This window comes from Amaricoccus solimangrovi, from assembly GCF_006385685.1.
Taxonomy (GTDB): domain Bacteria; phylum Pseudomonadota; class Alphaproteobacteria; order Rhodobacterales; family Rhodobacteraceae; genus Amaricoccus; species Amaricoccus solimangrovi.
This window is the reverse complement of sequence record NZ_VFRP01000004.1, coordinates 99,167-118,309: the sequence shown is the minus strand read 5'-3', so window position 1 is coordinate 118,309 and position 19,143 is coordinate 99,167. Positions and strand designations below refer to the sequence as shown.

The following is a 19,143-nucleotide window of genomic DNA, read 5'->3' as shown; positions in this document are numbered from 1 at the left end:
AGATCAAGGCCGCCTCCCCGAAGCTTCCGCTCTCAGGCCACCCTCGCCCCGGCCACCCAGACCCCCCGGACGACCGGCAGCCCGCCGATCACCCGGACCCGCGCGAGATCGGCGCGCAGCCCCGGCGCGATCCGGCCGCGGTCGGCGAGCCGCGCCGCCCGCGCCGGGGCGGCGGTGACCGTCGCGACCGCGGCCGGCAGGTCGCCGGTCATTTCCCCGAGACGGAACGCGCCGAGCAGCAGCGCCGAGGGGATGTAGTCGGAGGAGAGGATGTCGAGCAGCCCGGCTCCGGCCAGTTCGGCCGCCGCGACATTGCCCGAATGCGATCCCCCGCGCAGCAGGTTCGGCGCGCCCATCATCACCGCGATGCCGGCGGCGCGGCAGGCGCGGGCCGCCTCGGAGGTGGTCGGAAATTCCGCGAGGCTCGCGCCATGCGCGGCGGAGGTGGCGACATGGGCCGCGTCGGTGTCATCATGGCTCGCGATCACCGCGCCAAGCCGCCGCGCGGCGGCGACCGCGGCCCGCTCATGCGCGGCGCCGAGGGTCCGGCGGAGGTCGAGCAGCCGGGCGACATGGGCCTGGAACTCCGCCTCGTCGAGCCGGCCGCGCTGATAGCGGCGCATCTGGTCGACATCCCTGAACTGCCGCTGGCCGGGGGTGTGGTCCATCAGGCTCACGATGCCGATCCCGTCCTCGGGAAGGAATTCGGCGAGTTCCCCGATCAGCGTCTCCGAGCACATCTCTGCGCGCAGGTGCAGGTGGTGATCGGCCTTGAGGGCGCCCGCGCCGCGCAGCCCGCCGATCGCGGTCGCGAGGCCGCGGGCGTATTTCGCATATCCCGCCTTGCTTCCGACCAGCGAGCCGACGCGCAGCGCGTCGAAGACGGTGGTGATCCCGGTGCCCGCGATCTCCGCGTCATGGGCGAGGATCGCGGCGGTCTCGGGCCAGCGCACCCCCGGGCGGGGCTGGAGGTGGCGTTCCAGATTGTCGGTGTGCAGTTCGACGAGACCGGGCAGCAGGTAGTCGCCCGCGCAGTCGATCGCGCCCGCTCCGGCGGCGTCCGGGGCGACGATCTCCGCGATCCGCCCCCCGCTCAGGACGAGGCCGCCCCGCGACACTCTGTCCTCCAGCACGAGACGCGCATTCGCGAGGCGGAGCGGTTGCGGGGCGGCGGTTTCATGTGGCATGGCAGTACCTGTCATCCCGAGGAGCGAGCGAATGCGGGACATCCTGCGCTGGGCGGTCTATGTCGCCCCGAAGATGAACAGCGCGCTGGCCCGTTTCGGCGCCGACTGGCTCGGCTGGGACGCCCAGGCCGGCCGGGCGCGCAAGGGGCTCGAGGTGGCGGGCCTGCCCGCCCCGCGCGAGACCCTGACGGAGCCGCCGCGCCGGTACGGTTTCCACGGGACGCTGAAGCCGCCCTTCGTGCTGGCCGAGGGGCGGGAGCCCGCCGCGCTCGACGCCGAGATCACGGCGCTGGCGCGGGAATTCGCGCCCTTCGACCTGCCGCTCGCCGTCGGAACGCTGGGCGATTTCCTCGCGCTGGTCCCGGCGCGGCCGGTGCCGGAACTCGACCATCTGGCGCGCGCCTGCGTCACCTGGCTCGACGCGTTCCGCGCCCCGCCCTCGCCCTCGGAGATCGCGCGGCGCCGGCCGGACCGCCTGACCGAGAGCCAGCGCGCCCATCTCGAGACCTGGGGCTATCCCTTCGTCCTCTCGGATTTCCGCTTCCATCTCACGCTGACCGGCCCCTTGCCCGAGGCGGAGCGGGCGGCGACCGCGCGCGCGCTCGCCCCGCTGATCGACGAGGCGCTCGCGAGATCCTGCCGGGTCGAGGACATCTGCCTGTTCGGCGAGGATCTGAACGGGAATTTCCATCTGTTGAAGCGCTTCCCCCTGGCCGGCGCGGCCTGAGCGCGCGCCTCGCCGGTCTGCCCCGCCCCCGCCGGCCCGGTCAAGCCGGATCGCTTCGCCGCGATCGGCGGGCGTCGCGTGGAACGAAAGCGCCGGCCCGGCGTCCTCTCCGCGATGGCAATGGCGAGGAGGGACCGGCGATGGCCTCGAAGACCAAGCAACGGACCGCGGCGCGCAAGGCGGCGATGACCACCCCGAACGGCCTCGGCGAGGAGGCGCGGCGCGACATCGGGGCGGCGCTGAACGAACTGCTCGCGGACGTGTTCGCGCTCTATCTCAAGACCAAGAACTTCCACTGGCACATGAGCGGCCCGCATTTCCGCGACTACCACCTGCTTCTCGACGAGCAGGCGGCGCGGATCTTCGCGATGACCGATCCGATGGCGGAGCGGGTGCGCAAGCTCGGGGGCACGACGCTGCGCTCGATCGGCCAAGTCTCGAAGCTGCAGCGGCTGCGGGACAACGACGCCGATTTCGTCGCGCCCGAGGACATGCTGGCGGAACTGCGCGAGGACAATTTCGCGCTGGCCGCGGCGATGCGCGAGGCGCATGTGACCTGCGACGACCACGGCGACGTCGGCACCGCGAGCCTGCTCGAGAACTGGATCGACGAGACGGAGGAACGCGTCTGGTTCCTGTTCGAGGCGGGGCGCCCGCGCGGCTGATCCCGGGTCCGCCGGCCGTCCGCGGCGGCTCGCCGCGCTGGCTCTCGGACGCGAGTTCGGTTATTCGAGCCGGAACAGAGGGCGCTTAAGGACAAGTCCGTGAGAGACCAAGCCGCGCCGAGGCGGGATCCCCCCGGAAGGGAAGCGCGCGCCGGCGGACGCCGCGGCGACGGGCGCGGCGGTGATTCCCGCGCGACCCGGAGCGCGGGTCTCGGCGGCGCGGCCGATCTCGCCGGCGCCTGCCCGGACGAGCCGAGCGGGGGCGGCCCGCTCGACCTCCTGCGCAAGCACGCGCCCGTCCTGATCACGCTCTGCCTCTTCGCCGCCGGGCTCTACGCGCTGCACCGGCTGCTGGCTCCGCTCGACTTCCGCGACGTGCTCCGGAGCATCCGCGCCACCCCGACGCATATCTATCTCTCGGCGATCGGCGCCACGGCGATCGGCTACGCGGCGCTGGTCGGCTACGACTGGACGGGCGCGCGCTACATCGGCAAGCACCTGCCGCTGCCCTCGGTCGCGCTCGGCGGCTTCCTCGGCTACGCCTTCGGCAACACGATCGGCCTCTCGGCCCTTTCCGGCGGCGCGGTGCGCTACCGGATCTACACTTCGCTCGGGCTCGACGGCTACGACGTGGCGGCGATCTCGGGCTATGTCGCGATCGCCTACGGGCTCGGCGCGACGGTGATCGGCCTCGGCGCGCTGGCGCTCCATCCGACCGCGATCGCGGGCATCAGCGCGCTGCCGCCCGGGACAGTCCGGCTCCTCTCCGTCGCGGCCTTCGTCGCGATGGTCGGGATCATCCTGGTCCTGACGCTGCGCCAGGCTTCGCTCCGGCTCCGCTGGTTCGAGATCCGGGCGCCGCGGCTCAGCGACGTCTCCTGGCAGATCCTGTTCTGCTCGGTCGACATCGCCGCCGCCTCCTTCGCGCTCTATGTGCTGCTGCCGACGGGCGACATCGGCTTCGTGACCTTCATCGCGGTCTACGCGGTCGCGGTGATGATCGGCGTGGCGAGCCACGTGCCGGGCGGGGTGGGCGTGTTCGAGAGCGTCATCATCGCGGCCCTCGGCGCCTCGGTGCCGGTGGCGGACGCGGTGACGGGGCTGCTGCTCTTCCGGATCATCTACTACATCCTGCCCTTCGTCCTCGCCCTCGTCCTGCTCTCGCTCTCGGAGATCTGGACCGCGACCGGCAAGAGCCAGACGCTGGCCCGGCTCCAGCCGGTGCTCCAGGCCGGGCAGTCGGTCATTCCGCTCGCGATGGGCATGGTCGTGCTCGCCGCCGGGCTCTTCATGATGTTCTCCGGCCTGCTGCGCGGGCCGATGCTGCGCAACGACGCGGTGGAGGACGCGGTCCAGCACGTGATGCCGCTCCTGCTGCTCGAAGGGGGCGCGCTGCTCACCTCGGTGCTGGGCTCGGCGCTCGTCGTGCTGGCGCTCGGCATGTTCCGCCGCTCCCGCGCCGCCTTCTGGCTGGCGCTCTGCGCGATGGGGCTCGGCATCGGCGCCTCGCTGCTGCACGGCGCCGATTACGACCGGGCGCTGATCCTCGCGCTGCTCGCGCTGCTGATCCTGCCCTGCCGGCGGGAGTTCTACCGCGACGCGCGGCTGACCCAGGGCGTGCTCTCGCCGCAATGGATCCTGTTCACGCTGGCGATCCTGCTCTCGATCGGGGTCACCTATTACGCGGTCCACCGCAGCGCGCCCTATACCGGGGCGATGTGGTGGCAGTTCTCGGTGCAGGAGAGCGGGCCGCGCGCGCTCCGCGCCGCGCTGACCGGCAGCGTCGCGCTGATGCTCGCGCTGCTCTTCGCAGCGATGAAGACGCGGGCCTGGCCGTCGCAGGCGTCGAACCCGGATTCGCTCGAACGCGCCCGCGCGATCATCGAGGCGCACGGCCGCGCCCCGGAGATGCTCGCGGTCACGGGCGACAAGATGCTGATGTTCTCCGAGACCGGCGACGCGGTCGTCTCCTACGGCGTGCGCGGCGGCTCCTGGATCGCGCTGGGCGCCCCGGTCGGCGCGGCGGAGACGCGGGGCAGCCTCGCCTGGGCGTTCCACGACGCCGCGCGGGCGGCGGGCGCGCGGCCGATCTTCTTCGGGGCGCCGGAACGCTTCATCCGACAGTCGGTCGAACTCGGCCTCGCGCTCCACCGGATGGGCGACGAGGCGGTGGTGCCGCTCACGGGCTTCTCGCTCGAGGGGCCGGCCCGGCGGGAGCTGCGCCGGATCGCGCGGCGGGGCCGGCGCGCCGGGCTCTCGGTCGAGATCCTGCGGCCGCCGCACGCGCCCGGGCTCTGGCCGGCGCTGCGGCGGGTCTCGGACGCCTGGCTCGCGCAGCGGGGCGGGCGGGAGCGGCGCTTCGCCTTCGGCTTCTTCGATCCGGCCTATCTGCGCGGCTTCCCGATCGCCGTGGCGCGCCAGCGGGGCGAGATCGTGGCCTTCGCGAGCCTCTTCGTCACCCGCTCGCGCGATGGCGCCGCGGTCGATCTGATGCGCCATCACCCCGACGCCCCGCGCGACGCGATGGCCTTCCTGCTGAGCGAGACGATGCGGCGGCTCTCGCTCGAGGGCTATCGCGAATTCAGCCTCGGCCCCGCGCCGCTGGCCTCGGCCCGCGGCGGCGGGCGCGAGGCGGATGTCTGGATCCGCTTCGCCGCGCTGATCCACCGCCGGGGCGAGCGGGACTACGACGTCGGCGGCGTCCGGCGGTTCCGGCAGAAATTCGCCCCGGACTGGCGGCCGATCTACCTCTGCGCGCGTTCCGTCCTCGCGCCCACCGCGCCGCTCGCCGACGCCGCCGCGCTGATCGCGGGCTCGCCCCCGGCGGGGAAGCGCGATCCCGGAAGCCGGGGCGGAGCCTGATCGCGGCCTGCCTGATTTGACGGCGGTTAAGGTTCGATTGCCCAGCCGATTGACAAGCGCGCCGCGCCGGGCTCCCCTGACCCGACGGAGATGTTGCGAAGCGCCGGCCATTCGGCGACCGACTTAGCCCGACCATCAGCCAGGGGGTTGCCTCGATGTTCCTGAAATCCATTCTCGCCGCCGCGCTCGCCGCCTCCGTGGGCACCGCCGCGCTGGCCGAGGACGTGCTCGACAAGGTGAAGGCGGCGGGCGTGCTGACCGTCGGCACCGAGACCGCCTTCGCGCCCTTCGACTTCATCGACGCGGGCGAGCATGTCGGGCTCAACGTCGATCTCTTCGACGAGATCGGCAAGGAGCTGGGCGTGAAGATCGAATGGGTGACGCTGCCCTGGGACGGCGTACTGCCCGGGCTCGAGAGCGGCAAGTTCGACATGGTGGCCGGCCCGGCGACGATCACCCAGGCGCGGATGGAGCGCTACCGCTTCTCCAGCCCGGTCGCGGAGGCGACCGTCGCGCTCCTCAAGCAGGCGGGCGACGACAGCGTAACGGAGCCCGACCAGATCAGCGGCATGGCGGTCGGGAGCGGCAAGGCGACGGCCCAGCTCGCCCAGCTCCAGGAATACGCGGCGACGCTGCCCTCGCCGCCCTCCGAGATCAAGGAATACGTGAGCTTCAACGAGGCCTACGCCGATCTCGCCGCCGGCCGGATCGTCGCGGTCGCGAATTCCTACCCCAACATCGCCTATGTCGCGCAGCAGCGCCCGGAGACCTTCGCCCTGGTCGAGCCGCCCTTCGGCGTGAAGACCTATTTCGGTTTCCCGGGCCGCAAGGATCCCGAATACAAGACCCTGATGGACGCGATCGACGCGGCGATCCTGAAGATGAAAGCCGATGGCCGGCTCGGCGAGATGCAGAAGAAGTGGTTCGGCGTGACCTTCGACACGCCCGACCAGGTGACCGAGGCGGCGTTCTGATCCGCTGAGCGGCCGATGTCCTGGAAGCTCTTCTGGCTGCTGGTGGAGGCGGCGCGGCTCACCGTGCTGCTCTCCGCGGGCGCGATCGCCATCGGCTTCCTGATCGCCTGCCTCGTCTGCGCCGGCATGCTCTCGCACAACCGGGTCGCGCGCGGGGCGGGGCGGCTCTTCGTGAGCTTCTTCCGGGGTACGCCGCTCCTCGTGCAGCTGCTGCTCATCTACTACCTGCTGCCCTCGATCGGGCTCGACGTGCCGAGCGAGGTGGCGGCGATCACCGGCATGGCGCTCTGCACCGCCGCCTATCAGGCCGAGATCATGCGCGGCGGCCTCGGCGCGGTGCCGAGCGGGCTTCTCGAGGCGGCGGAGATGACCGGCATGTCGGCGGCCCAGACCTTCCGGAGGATCCGGCTTCCGATCGCCTTCAAGCTCACGCTGCCCGCGCTCGTCTCCGAGGCGATCATGATGCTGAAGAGCTCGTCCCTCGTCTCGGTCGTGGGCGTGATCGAGCTCACGCGCATGGCGCAGGATCTCGCGGCGAGCACCTACCGCCCGCTCGAACTCTACGCCGCCGCCGGGCTCATCTATCTCGTCATCAACATCGTCGTCGCCCTGCTCGGCACCGGGCTCGAGGCGCGGCTGAGATGGGGGCGGATATGAGCTTCGACCTCGGCCTCATCCTCTCCTATCTGCCGCGGATTCTCGAGGGGCTCGGCGTCACGCTGATGCTCTGGGTGATCGGCTCGGCCCTCGGCCTCGCGGTCGGCTTCGCCGTCGCGGTCGGCCGGCGCTACGGCCCGGCGCCGCTCGGCTGGCTGCTGCGCGGCATCGTCGAGGTGATCCGGGGCACGCCCTTCCTGGTGCAGGTGTTCCTGCTCTACTATGGCGGGCCCTTCATCGGGCTGAGGCTCGAGAACATCCCGGCGGGGATCCTCGCGCTCGCGATCTACGCCGCGGCCTATTACTCCGAGCTCTGGCGCGCCGGATTCGACGCGATCCCGAAGGGGCACCTCGAGGCCGCCGACTGCGTCGGCTTCACCGAATGGCAGACGCTGAGGCGGATCATCCTGCCGGAGATGACGGTGCTCGTCCTGCCCTCGATGGTGAACATGACCATCCTCATCCTGAAGGAGACGGCGATCCTCTCGATCATCTCGCTGCCGGAACTGACCTTGAGCGTCAGCGCGATCGGCACCCAGCATTACGCCTTCGTCGAGAGCTTCACCGTGCTCGCGCTCCTCTACTGGGCGCTGGTCGAGATCTGCGGCGCGCTCGGCCGCCGGGCCGAGGCGCGGCTCTCGAAATACCGGTTCGCGACATGAGCGCGCCGATGCCCGCCGTCCGCATCGAGGGGCTGTGCAAGGATTTCGGCACCACGCGGGTGCTCGACGGGATCGACCTCGACATCCCGCGCGGCAAGGTCACCTGTCTGATCGGCCCCTCCGGCTCGGGCAAGTCCACGCTGCTGCGCTGCGTCGCGCTGCTAGAGGAGCCGACCGACGGCTATATCTCGATCAACGGCGATCCGCTCGGCTTCGACCGGGGGCCGAACGGCGCGCGGGTGAAGCTGCCGGCGCGCCAGATCCGCAAGGTGCGGAGCCGGATCGGCATGGTGTTCCAGCAGTTCAACCTCTGGCCGCACATGACCGCGGTCGGCAACGTCTCCGAGGCGCTGGTGACGGTGCGCGGCATGAGCCGGGCCGACGCGGAGGAGCGCGCGCGCAAGGAACTCGACGCGATCGGCCTGGGGGCGCGGGCGGGACATTACCCGAGCGAGCTCTCGGGCGGCCAGCAGCAGCGCGTCGCGATCGCCCGCGCGCTCGCGCTCGATCCCGGGATCATGCTCTTCGACGAGCCGACCGCCTCGCTCGATCCCGAACTGACGGGGGAGGTACTGAACGTGATGCGGCGGCTGGCGGAGAGCGGCATGACGATGCTGGTCGTCACGCACGAGATCGGCTTCGCCGCCTCGGTCGGCTCGAAGATCGCCTTCCTCGACCACGGGCGGATCCTGGTGGAGGGGGCGCCGGGCGAGGTCTTCGCCAAGCCGCGCGAGCCCCGGATCGACCAGTTCCTCGAAACCTACCTCGACCGGGGCGCGGCGACGCTGCTCTGAGGGTGGGTGCTCGCACCCGCCGCCCTCACCGCAGCGCCGCGCCTATCCGTTCGAGCGCCCAGTCCACCTCCGCCCGCTCGATGACGAGCGGCGGCGAGAAGCGGATGGTCTGGCCATGCGTCTCCTTGGCGAGCAGCCCCGCCTCGCGCAGCGCCTCGACCACCGGCCGCGCGGGCCCGGCCTCCTCGTGGAGCTCGACCGCGAGCATCAGGCCCCGGCCGCGCACCTCCTTCACGCGGTTCGAGCGGATCGCTTCCAGGCCTTGCTTGAAATAGGCCCCGAGTTCGGCCGAGCGTTCGATCATCCCCTCCTCGACCAGCACCCTGAGCGCCGCCCGGGCCACGGCGCAGGCGAGCGGGTTGCCGCCGAAGGTCGAGCCGTGCTGGCCCGGCTGGAGCACCCCGAGCACGTCGGAGTTCGAGAGCACCGCCGAGATCGGGTAGAAGCCACCGCCGAGTGCCTTGCCGACCAGCGTCACGTCGGCCTCGATCCCCTCGTGCTCCTCGGCGAGCAGCTTGCCCGCGCGGCCGAGGCCCGTCTGGATCTCGTCGAGGATCAGCGTGACGTTGTTCGCGGAGCAGAGCTCGCGGACGCGCGTGAAATAGCCCGCTGGCGGGATGATGACGCCGGCCTCGCCCTGGATCGGCTCGACGAGGAAGGCGACGGTGTTCTCGGTGATCGCCGCCTCGAGCGCTTCGGCGTCCCCGAAGGGGATCACCTTGAAGCCGGGCAGGAACGGGCCGAAGCCGCCGCGCGCGTCCGGGTCGGTCGAGAAGGAGACGATGCCGAGCGTGCGGCCGTGGAAGTTGTTCTCGCAGACGATGATCTCGGCGCGGTCCTCGGGCACGCCCTTGATCTCGTAGCCCCATTTGCGCACCGCCTTGATCGCGGTCTCGACCGCCTCGGCGCCCGAGTTCATCGGCAGCACCTTGTGGCTCTTCGTCAGCGTCGCGAGTTCCTCGTAGAAGTGGCCGAGCTGGTCGTTGCGGAAGGCGCGGGAGGTCAGCGTCAGCCGGCTCGCCTGGTCGATCATCGCGGCGAGGATCTTCGGATGGCAATGGCCCTGGTTCACGGCGGAATAGGCCGAGAGGCAGTCGAGGTAGCGGTTGCCCGCCACATCCTCGACCCAGACGCCCTGGCCGCGGGTGAGGACCACGTCGAGCGGCTTGTAGTTGTGGGCGCCGAGACGGTGTTCGAGGGCGATCAGTTCGGCGGCGTCGAGCATTTCTTTTTCTCCTTGGCTCATCTTCGGGCGCCCGGTCATGCGCGGGCGGGGAGGTCGGCGAAGCGCCGCGCGTCAGGCAGGCGGTCGAGCACGGTGCGCCCGAAGACGCTCGCGATCAGTTCGACCGCGACCACGGCGCTGCGCCCGCGCTCGTCGAGGAAAGGGTTGAGTTCGACCAGATCCATCGAACCGACGAGGCCGCTGTCCGACAGCATCTCCATGATGAGATGCGCCTCGCGGTAGGTCGCGCCGCCCGGAACCTGGGTGCCGGTGCCCGGCGCGACGGAGGGATCGAGGCTGTCGAGGTCGAGGCTGAGGTGCAGGTGGACGCCGCGTTCCTTCCAGCGCGCGATTCGCTCCTCCATCAGCGCGCAGACGCCGCGCTCGTCGATGTGGCGCATGTCGACGCAGTCGATCCCGTGCGCGCGCAGCCGCGCCCGCTCGCCCGGGTCGATCGAACGCGCGCCGATGACATGGATGTTCTCGCGCGCGACCGGCGCGAGCGGACGGCTCCCGTCGAGCAGCGGCGCGAGGATCGGGTCGCCGGCGAGGAAGGCGAGCGACATGCCGTGCATGTTGCCCGAGGGCGTCGTCTCGGGCGTGTTGTAGTCGGGATGGGCGTCGACCCAGAGCACGGCGATCTCGCGCCCCGCCTCGGCGCAGGCGCGGGCGACGCCCGAGATCGTGCCCATCGAGATCGCATGGTCGCCGCCGACGAAGAGCGGCACCGGCGCGCCGGGACCGCCAGCGCCCTTGCTCATCGCATGGGCGCGGTCATGGATCGCGCGTGTCCATCCGCCGATCTCCGCGAGGTGATTGCAGCGCGCCGCCCATTCGGGGGCCATGTCGACCCGGACCGGCTCGGCCTCGCGCAGCGTGCCGCGATCGGCGAAGCGGTGGCCGAGATTGGCGAGCATCGGCGCGATCCCGGCGGTGCGCAGCGCGTCCGGCCCCATCAGCGCGCCGCGTGTCGAAGCGCCGAGTTCGAGCCCGATCCCGAGCATCAGGATGTCCTGACGGGTATGCGAGGCGAGGTATTCTTCCGGACACGGCCTGTCGTACAATGCGCGCTCCCTTTTTGTGCACGGGCGGAGGTCTGCCTTTTTCTATGGCGGCCGCGCGCTAGCGAAAAGCTGGCAAAGTGGAGCATTCCGTCCTATCTGCTGACGTATCGTCAGATTTCATGCGCGGATCGTCAGATGAGCGGGCTGGATGACCTCGATGCACGGCTGATCGGGCTGCTGCGGGCGGACGGGCGGATGCCGACGGCGACGCTGGCGCGCCATCTCGGCGTCTCGCGGGGCACGGCGCAGAACCGGATCGACCGGCTGCTGCGCCGGGGCGTGCTCCTCGGCTTCACCGCGCGGGTGCGCGGCGACGAAGGTGGCGGGGGTGTGCGCGCCATCATGGCGATCGAACTGCGCGCCGCCGAGGCGCGGCGCGTGGTGGCGCAACTGCGGCGGATGCCCGAGGTGGGCCGGGTGCATTCGACCAACGGCCGCTGGGACATGATCGCGGAACTGGTCACGCCCGATCTCGCCGCGCTCGACGCGGCGCTGACCGCGATCCGTGCGATGCCGGCGGTGGCGAATTCGGAGACGAGCATATTGCTCGCGGAATTGGGGTAGAGGGCCGGCGGACCGAGGTCCGCCCCACCGTAGGGCGGACATTTGTCCGCCATCCCGCCGTAGGGCGGACATTTGTCCGCCCCTTCCCGCCTCGCACGTCAGATTCCGATCCGCCGCCCCGTGTCGCGCCCCCGTCAGCCGGGCAGGAGCTTTCCCGTCCGCTCGGGCAGCGGCTCGGCGCCGGCGATCTTGGCGATGATCTTGCCGCTCCAGGCATAGGGCTGCGAATGCCGCGCGAAGAGGACGCCGGCGGTGCGCGCGCGGATCTCCGCGGGCGGGGTCAGGCCGAGCGGGTCGACGATCTCGGCGATCAGGTCGCCGTCCGCCACCATGGCGCCGAGCGCGGCCTTGTAGACCACGATGCCCGCGGCCGTGGCGGTCACCTGCTGCATCGCCTCGAGCGGGGTGGCGTCGCAGAGCGACCGGGGCAACTCGGCGGCCGCGCCCGAAACCAGTCCCCGGCGCCTCAGGAAGTCCAGGAGCGCCAGCGCGTCGCCTTGGGCAAGGTCGCCGTCCACCGCGTCGTTCGAGCGCATCTCGAGCGTCGCGGACAGGCAGGCGGGCGGGATCGCCGCGTCGGGATAGGCGCGGGCGAGGCTCCACCAGGGGCCGCCAACCGCCTCGTCGAACGGGTTGCCGCCGGAAAGCTCGGCGAGCAGCACGGCGCGCGCGCCGATCCCGGCCGCGAGATCGGCGGCGTCGGGCCAGAGCGGCGTGCCGGTGTAGAGATGCACCTCCGCCGCGTTGTCCGCGTGCAGGTCGAGCATGAAATCCGCGTCGTGCGACAGGGTGAGCAGCGCGTGGCGGAGCGCCGCGACCTCGGTCAGCGGCTCCTCCCCGGCCAGCGCCTCGGCCATCGCGGCGCGGATGATCGCGACATTCGCCGCCGCGTCGGCCCCGAGGCGACCGGCGAGGCGGGGCTCGATCATCCGGGCGAGGTCGAGGTAGTCGCGGTTGTAGTTGCCGGTCGAACTGTTGTCGTAGCGGCCGAGCAGGAAGCCCGCGCGGTGCTGCGCGAGGCCGATCGGATTCGCGACCGGCACGAGCACGATCTCGCCCCGGATCTCGCCGCGCGCCTCCGCGCCGGCCAGGAGGTCGGCGAGGATCGAGAGGATCAGCATCCCGGGCAGTTCGTCCGCGTGCAGACCCGCCTGCAGATAGGCCTTCGGCCGCGCGCCCGGCGTCCCGAACCGGAGCACCGTCAGCTCCCGTCTCGTTCCGGGTGCGACCGGAGGCAGCGCGATCACCTCGCGCCGTCCCCCTCGCCCCGGCTCGCTCGTCGCCTCGCCCGTCATCGCGTTTCCCTCCGGCTCTCGCGCCCCTCGATTGGTGCTTTTCGGGAGCCGCGCCCCGGATTACCACTGAGAGTGTCCGGTTAACAGGAGCGGTCATGGAAATCGTCTCGTCCTCGGTCTACGTCGGCCCGAACGTCTATTCCCGGCAGCCGATGATCCGGCTCACGCTCGATCTGCATCGGCGCGCCGGGATACCGGTGCGGGATTACGCCGAGGCTCTCCTGCCGCCGCTGCTGCGCGAATTGCCGACGCTCTCGCATGCGCTGACCGAGACCGGCGCGCCCCTGCTGCCGAGGCTGCGCGAGGCGCCGGACTGCCACCTCGGCGAGTTGCTCGCCCATGTGGCGCTCGCGCTCCAGATCCGGGCCGGCGCCCCCTCCGACGGGGCCTTCACCCGGCCCTCGGCCGAGGCCGATTGCGTCGAGGTGCTCTACGGCTACGAATCGCGCGAGGTCGGGCTCGAGGCCGGCGAGGTCGCGCGGGAGATCATCCTCGACCTGATCGCTCCGGAGGAGGGCGCGGACGCCGCTGCCATCGCCGAGGAGATCGAGGATTTCGACTCCTTCGCCGGCCGCCGCGCGCTTGGTCCTTCCGCGCTCGCGCTGGTTCACGCGGCGGAGGCGCGCGACATTCCCTGGACGCGGCTCAACGAGGCCAGCATGATCCAGGTCGGCCAGGGAAAATACGCGAAGCGGATCGAGGCGGCGCTGTCGAGCCAGACCTCGCATATCGCCGTCGAGATCGCCTCCGACAAGGAACTCTGCACGAAGCTCCTCCACGATCTCGGCCTGCCGGTTCCGCGCCAGGTCTTCGTGCGCGACGCCGAGGACGCGATCGACGCGGCGAAGGACATCGGCTACCCGGTGGTGGTGAAGCCGGTCGACGGCAATCACGGCCGCGGCGTCGCGGTCAATCTCACAGCCGACGAGGAGGTCGCCGCCGCCTACGAGCGGGCGGCGGAGGAAGGCTCGGGCGGCGTCGTGGTCGAGAGCATGATCCTCGGAGACGACCACCGGCTCTTCGTGGTGAACGGCGAGCTCGTCGCCGCCGCGCGCCGGATGCCGGGCCATGTCGTCGGCGACGGGAAGAGCACGATCGCCGCGCTGGTCGACGTGGTGAACCAGGATCCGCGCCGGGGCGTCGGGCACGAGAACATGCTGACGCGCCTCGAACTCGACGAGGCCGCCGACGCGCTGCTGCGGGAAAAGGGCTACACGCACGAGACGGTGCCAGCGGACGGAGAGGTGGTCTATCTTCGCAAGACCGCGAACATCTCGACCGGCGGCACCGCGATCGACGTGACCGACGTGATCCATCCCGACAACAAGCTGATGGCGGAACGCGCGATCCGGGGCGTGGGCCTCGATATCGGCGGCGTCGATTTCCTCACCTCCGACATCACCCGGAGCTTCCGCGAGACCGGCGGCGCGATCTGCGAGATCAACGCGGGGCCCGGCATGCGGATGCATATCGCGCCTTCCGAGGGCAAGAGCCGCGACGTCGGCGGCAAGGTGATGGAGATGCTGTTCCCGGCCGGCACGCCGAGCCGGATCCCGATCGCGGCGCTGACCGGCACCAACGGCAAGACGACGACGGCGCGCATGCTCGCCCATGTGCTGAAGATGGCCGGGCATGTCGTCGGCCAGACCTCAACCGACGCGGTCTATATCGACGGCAACGTCACGGTGCGCGGCGACATGACCGGGCCGGTCGCGGCCTCGATGGTCCTGCGCGACCCGTCGGTCGACATGGCTGTGCTCGAGACGGCGCGGGGCGGGATCGTGCGCGCGGGGCTCGGCTACCGCTACTGCGACGTCGGCGCGGTGCTGAACGTGACCTCGGACCATCTCGGGCTCGGCGGGGTCGACACGCTCGAGGAACTGGCCACGGTCAAGCGGCTGGTCGTCGAGGTCGCCAAGGACTGCGCGGTGCTGAACGCCGACGACGAGCAGACGCTGAAGATGGCCGCCTTCACCGAGGCGCGCGAGATCTGCTACGTCACGCGCCGCCCGGATCACCCGCTCGTGCGCGAGCATATCCGGCTCGGCCAGCCCGCCGTCGTACTGGAGCAGGGGCTGAACGGCGATCAGATCGTGATCTACCTGAATGGCGCGCAGGTTCCGCTGATCTGGACGCATCTCATCCCGGCGACGCTCGAGGGCAAGGCGCTGCACAACGTCGAGAACGCGATGTTCGCCGCCGCCATGGCGCATGCGCTGGGGCTGACGCTGGACCAGATCCGCAACGGGCTCAGGACCTTCGACAACACCTTCTACCAGAGCCCGGGCCGGATGAACGTCTATGACGAGCACGGCTTCCGCGTGATCCTCGACTACGGCCACAACGAGGCGGCGGTGGGCGCGATGGTGGATCTGGTGGAACGGCTCCAGCCGCTCGGCAAGCGCATCATCTGCGCGACCTGCCCGGGCGACCGGCGCGACGAGGACGTGCGCGCGATCGCCGACAAGATCGCAGGCCATTTCGATCACTACATCTGCCATTCCGACGACGATCCGCGGGGCCGGACGGCCGATGAGGTGCCGGAAATGATCAAGGCCCGCCTGATCGAGCAGGGCGTCGATCCGGAGCGGATCGAGGTCGTGCCGCGGGAAGAGGACTCGATCGACACCGCCCTCCACATGGCGCGGCCGCAGGATCTGGTGCTCATCTTCTGCGAGGGGATCACGCGGTCCTGGAAGCGCATCATCTACTTCAACCCGGTGGAAAAACCCGAGCCGGTGGCGCCGGAGACTCTGGTCGCCGCCTCCGGTTTCGATGTACCGGAAGGGTATCGCATCGTGAGCGACGAGCGCGGTGTGCGTATCGCCCCCCTTGACTGATCGGAAAAAACGCATGGCCCCTTGGTCCGTGCTGGCCGAGCGGGCCGCGGCCGCCGGCGGCAAGCGCCTCGCCGTCATCGGCGGACGGCTGGAGGACGACAATGTCGCCGTCTACGGCGAGATGCACCGCCTGTCGGGCGGGCGGATCCTGGTCTTTCCGACCGCCTCCGGCGAGCCGGCGGAGGTGGGCGCGGAGACGCGGAACGCCTTCCTGAGCCACGGATTCGAGGTCGAGGTCTGCGACCTGCACGAGGGCAACGCGGCGCGCGCCGCCTTCGACCCGGGAATCATCGAGAAGATCGCCGCCTTCGGCAGCGTCTATTTCACCGGCGGCGATCAGGCGAAGATCGTGGACGCGCTCCTGCGCGACGGGGCCGAGACGCCGGTGCTGGCGGCGATCCGCGCGGCGCATGGACGCGGGGGGCTCGTCGCGGGATCGAGCGCGGGCGCGGCGATGATGTCGGGGCCGATGATCCTCGGCGGCACCTCGCTCGAATCGGTGGTGCACGGGCTCACCTCCGACCCGGAGGCGCCGGGGCTCCTGATGGGAACCGGCCTCGGCTTCTTCGGCTTCGGCATGGTCGACCAGCATTTCATCAAGCGCGGCCGCCTCGGCCGGCTCATCGTCGGGATGCAGTCGGCGGGCGCGCGCTGGGGCTTCGGCATCGACGAGAACACCGCGCTCCTCGTCGAGGGCGATGTCGCGCGGGTCCGCGGCGAATACGGCGTGATGCTCGTCGATCTGCGGCGGCGCAAGACCGACGCGGAAGGCCGGGCGGTGCAGGAATTCCGGCTCTCCTATGTCGACGACGGCGACTGGATCGATCTGCGCAAGCTGCGTGGCCATCCGGGCGCGGCGAAGCGGCGGGTGCGCAAACGCGAACTCGCCTATCGCGCGCCGGCCAATTCGCGCCGCAACGTCTTCGGCGCCTACGCGCTCTACGACCTGATGGCGCGGCTCGTGCTCGGCGATCCGGCGCATTACACCGAGGACCGGGGCGAGGCGCTCGACGTCAGGACCGGGATCAACGCGGCGGTGACGCTCGAAAAGCCGCCGCGGCTCTCGCGCGGCCTGATCGCGACGCCCGAGACCGGGCTCAGGATGACGGCGCTGAACTTCCGCGCGGAACTGGTCCGCGAGCATCTGAGCGAGGCGCGGGCCGCCGATCGCGCCGGCCGCCGCGGCTGGAGCGCGGAATCGGTCAATCCGGGGGCGCCGCTCATCCTTCTCGGTTCCTCGCCGCTCGGGGAGGGGGGCGGGGACCTGCTGCGCGCGGTGCGCGATCTGGTCGGGAACGGGGAGATCGGCGTGATCGCCGCCGCCTCGGCCGAGCCGGCGCGGACCGCGGCCGACCATCTGCGCGCGCTGGAGCGGGCCGGGCTGCGCGGGATCGATCTCGGGGTGACGATCGACACGGTCGAGTATGTGTCCGCGGATCCCGACCAGCTGAACCGGATCGCGGAACTCGACGCGGTGCTCCTTTGCGGCGGCAACCAGATCCGGCTGGTCGAGACCATGCTGCACCGGGGCGAGGAAAGCGGCGTGCTGAGGGCCATCGCGCGCGCCCATGCGCGGGGCGCGGCGCTGATCGCGCCGAGCGGGGCGGCGGCGGCGCTTTCCTCGGTGATGATCGCGGGCGGCAGTTCGGAGGAGGCGCTGCGCTACGGCGTGACCTCCGATCTCGGCCATCCCGGGTTGGTGATCCAGGAGGGGATCGGCTTTCTCGGCGCCGGAATCGTCGACCAGAACCTCATCTCCTCGGGCCGGCTCGGCCGCCTCGTCGTCGCCTGCGCCGAGGAGAACGAGCGTTTCGGGATCGGCGTCTGCGAGGAAAGCGCGGTGGTGGCCACCGCGAACGGCGCGCGGCTCGAGGCGCGGGGGCGGCATGGTTTCGTCCTCGTCGACACCGCCGCCTCGGCGCTGGAGCTCCAGAGCGACAGTTTCGTCGCGAAGGACATCCGGCTGACCGTGGTCGGCCCCGGCGATGTCGCGGATCTCGCGACCGGCGAGGTGATCCGGGCGATCCCCTGCGCCGCCTCTCCGACCCTGCTCGAACGGCTGGCCGCGAATCTGGCGCGCGACGTCGATTCGCGCGGCGCGCGCGGGGCGCGGGTGCGTCTGCATTCGCGCGGCACGCTCAGCGCCGTGCTCGATCTCGAATCGCCGCGCGACGAATACGACGCCTGAGATCAGAGCAGCGCGGCGAGGATCAGCACCCAGAGCGAGAGCGCCGCGCCCATGACGAGCATGTAGGCGCCGTTCCAGGCCAGTCCCGCGCGGATCGGCCGCACCCGGCCGATCGAGGCGACGAGCAGCACCGAGGCGGTGAAGGGCGAGGTCGTGCCGCTCAGCGCCCAGCCGCCGGTGATCGCGGCGACGAGCACGGTCGGGTCGAGGCCGAGCGCCGCCGGCGCGGGCACGAGCGGGATCAGCAGCGAGACCGCGAGAATCGGGTTCATGCCGAGCTGCCCCGTCAGCGGGATGATCCAGAGCAGCGCGAGCGCGATCAGCGCGGGCGGCGGCGCGGTCAGGTCGGGGCCGTGATCGGCCATCAGCGGCACGAGGACGAAGGCGCCGAGGCTGCCGATGAAGGCGGCCATGAAGAGGAGCAGGATCTGGCCCCGGAAGGCCGCCAGCTCTCCGGTGACGAAGTCCGCCACGCGCGAGGCGGTATGCGCGCCCCGGCTCCGGCCGAAGGGCGAGCCCTGGAGGAAGATCCAGCCGACCGCGACGGCGGGCACGAGCGACATGACCGCGCCGACGATCTCGACCCCGGTCAGCGCGCGCAGAAGCGCCGCCCCCGCGACCACGGTGACGAGCAGCAGGATGAGCGGGCGCAGGTTCTCGACCCAGCCGCCGGGCTCGACGGCCGCCGGCGGCGGCGCGGGGCGTGACAGCCTCGGCTTGAAGACCGTGTCGAGCGCCCAGCCCCCGAGCAGGAGCAGCGCGGCGCTGACGAGGCAGGGAAGCACGGCGCGGCTCCAGCTCGCGCCCGGCACCAGGGTCGTGGTGATCGCCATCGAGAAGGCGATCGGCGACCAGCAGAGCGTCGCCGCGAAGCCCCGGTGCACCGCGAGCAGCATCCGCCGCAGCCGGTGGCGCCGGATCTCGGCATCCGGCTCGGCCGCGGTGCTCTCGGCCGCGAGCCCGCCGAGGAGCGCGATGGAGCCGTACATGAGCACGAGCCCGAAGAGGTGCCCGCCGAGCGTCAGCGCGAGGTAGCGCCGGCCCGGAGGCTGGCGCGCGAGGAAGCGGCCGCAGGCGACGATCTCGCGCGAGCTCATCGCCGCCGTCCGGATCGCGGTCAGCGCGGTGAAGAGCGCGATGATGAAGGCGCCGCGCTCGATCGCCGTGCCGAGGCCGGCGCGCCAGTCGGGTCGGGTCGCGACCGCCCATCCCGCGAGGCCGAGGCCGACGACGACGAAGGCCGAGCGGGAGGGCGGCGCGTCGAGGCTGAAGACGGCGATGGCGGCGACCGAGAGCACGCCCGCGATCGCGGTCCAGGCCGGGTGGCCGGTGTATTCGTAGCCGATCATCGCGAGCATCACGCCCGCCGGAAGCACACCGGCCAGTCCGGCGAAACGCGCGTCGAGAGGCATTCACTTCCCTCTGGTCGCCGCGCGGCG

The 19,143-nt window shown here is 71.3% G+C and carries 15 protein-coding genes; 10 read left to right on the top strand and 5 right to left on the bottom strand.

Annotated features, from left to right (window positions below; translation table 11 throughout):
- Positions 1-32: 32 nt before the first annotated feature.
- Positions 33-1,187, bottom strand: coding sequence for an alpha-D-ribose 1-methylphosphonate 5-triphosphate diphosphatase (locus FJM51_RS06800; RefSeq protein ID WP_140453370.1), 1,155 nt, complete (start codon positions 1,185-1,187; stop codon positions 33-35).
- Between the two features lie 31 nt (positions 1,188-1,218).
- Here FJM51_RS06800 and FJM51_RS06795 point away from each other — a divergent pair, with 31 nt between their 5' ends.
- The 7 genes from FJM51_RS06795 (at position 1,219) to FJM51_RS06765 (ending at position 8,528) form a co-directional block, all read left to right on the top strand.
- Positions 1,219-1,914, top strand: coding sequence for a DUF1045 domain-containing protein (locus FJM51_RS06795; RefSeq protein WP_140453369.1), 696 nt, complete (start codon positions 1,219-1,221; stop codon positions 1,912-1,914).
- A gap of 140 nt (positions 1,915-2,054) precedes the next feature.
- Positions 2,055-2,579, top strand: coding sequence for a Dps family protein (locus tag FJM51_RS06790; RefSeq protein ID WP_140453368.1), 525 nt, complete (start codon positions 2,055-2,057; stop codon positions 2,577-2,579).
- A 99-nt stretch (positions 2,580-2,678) separates the two neighbouring features.
- Positions 2,679-5,441: a bifunctional lysylphosphatidylglycerol flippase/synthetase MprF gene (gene mprF, locus FJM51_RS06785; protein ID WP_140453367.1), complete on the top strand. Its 2,763-nt coding sequence runs from the start codon at positions 2,679-2,681 to the stop codon at positions 5,439-5,441.
- 155 nt (positions 5,442-5,596) lie between these two features.
- Positions 5,597-6,415, top strand: a complete 819-nt coding sequence (locus tag FJM51_RS06780) for a transporter substrate-binding domain-containing protein (protein ID WP_140453366.1) — start codon at positions 5,597-5,599, stop codon at positions 6,413-6,415.
- A 15-nt stretch (positions 6,416-6,430) separates the two neighbouring features.
- Positions 6,431-7,072: an amino acid ABC transporter permease gene (locus FJM51_RS06775; RefSeq protein ID WP_140453365.1), complete on the top strand. Its 642-nt coding sequence runs from the start codon at positions 6,431-6,433 to the stop codon at positions 7,070-7,072.
- Complete coding sequence (locus tag FJM51_RS06770; protein WP_140453364.1) at positions 7,069-7,734, top strand: amino acid ABC transporter permease; 666 nt, start codon at positions 7,069-7,071, stop codon at positions 7,732-7,734. Before FJM51_RS06775 ends, FJM51_RS06770 begins: the two co-directional genes overlap by 4 nt.
- A gap of 8 nt (positions 7,735-7,742) precedes the next feature.
- Positions 7,743-8,528, top strand: a complete 786-nt coding sequence (locus FJM51_RS06765) for an amino acid ABC transporter ATP-binding protein (RefSeq protein ID WP_140453363.1) — start codon at positions 7,743-7,745, stop codon at positions 8,526-8,528.
- A gap of 25 nt (positions 8,529-8,553) precedes the next feature.
- Here the strand turns inward: FJM51_RS06765 and rocD are convergent, their stop codons facing one another.
- Entirely contained in the window at positions 8,554-9,753 is a 1,200-nt protein-coding gene (rocD, locus tag FJM51_RS06760) for an ornithine--oxo-acid transaminase (protein ID WP_140453362.1), read from the bottom strand.
- A gap of 35 nt (positions 9,754-9,788) precedes the next feature.
- Complete coding sequence (gene rocF, locus FJM51_RS06755) at positions 9,789-10,817, bottom strand: arginase (protein WP_233713005.1); 1,029 nt, start codon at positions 10,815-10,817, stop codon at positions 9,789-9,791.
- A gap of 135 nt (positions 10,818-10,952) precedes the next feature.
- On the opposite strand from rocF, the gene FJM51_RS06750 reads away from it, so the two are divergent.
- Positions 10,953-11,381, top strand: a complete 429-nt coding sequence (locus FJM51_RS06750; RefSeq protein ID WP_140453361.1) for an Lrp/AsnC family transcriptional regulator — start codon at positions 10,953-10,955, stop codon at positions 11,379-11,381.
- Positions 11,382-11,515: 134 nt separating this feature from the next.
- Here FJM51_RS06750 and FJM51_RS06745 read toward each other — a convergent pair whose 3' ends face one another.
- Positions 11,516-12,676: a succinylglutamate desuccinylase/aspartoacylase family protein gene (locus FJM51_RS06745; protein WP_140453360.1), complete on the bottom strand. Its 1,161-nt coding sequence runs from the start codon at positions 12,674-12,676 to the stop codon at positions 11,516-11,518.
- Between the two features lie 95 nt (positions 12,677-12,771).
- Here FJM51_RS06745 and cphA point away from each other — a divergent pair, with 95 nt between their 5' ends.
- The gene (gene cphA / locus FJM51_RS06740) at positions 12,772-15,516 is read left to right on the top strand and encodes a cyanophycin synthetase (RefSeq protein ID WP_140453359.1); all 2,745 of its coding nucleotides are present in this window, start codon (positions 12,772-12,774) and stop codon (positions 15,514-15,516) included.
- A 13-nt stretch (positions 15,517-15,529) separates the two neighbouring features.
- Positions 15,530-17,704 carry a cyanophycinase gene (locus FJM51_RS06735; protein WP_140453358.1) on the top strand — a complete coding sequence of 725 codons (2,175 nt, stop codon included), beginning with the start codon at positions 15,530-15,532 and terminating at the stop codon, positions 17,702-17,704.
- A 2-nt stretch (positions 17,705-17,706) separates the two neighbouring features.
- Here the strand turns inward: FJM51_RS06735 and FJM51_RS06730 are convergent, their stop codons facing one another.
- Positions 17,707-19,116, bottom strand: a complete 1,410-nt coding sequence (locus tag FJM51_RS06730) for a hypothetical protein (RefSeq protein ID WP_140453357.1) — start codon at positions 19,114-19,116, stop codon at positions 17,707-17,709.
- Between the last annotated feature and the right edge of the window lie 27 nt (positions 19,117-19,143).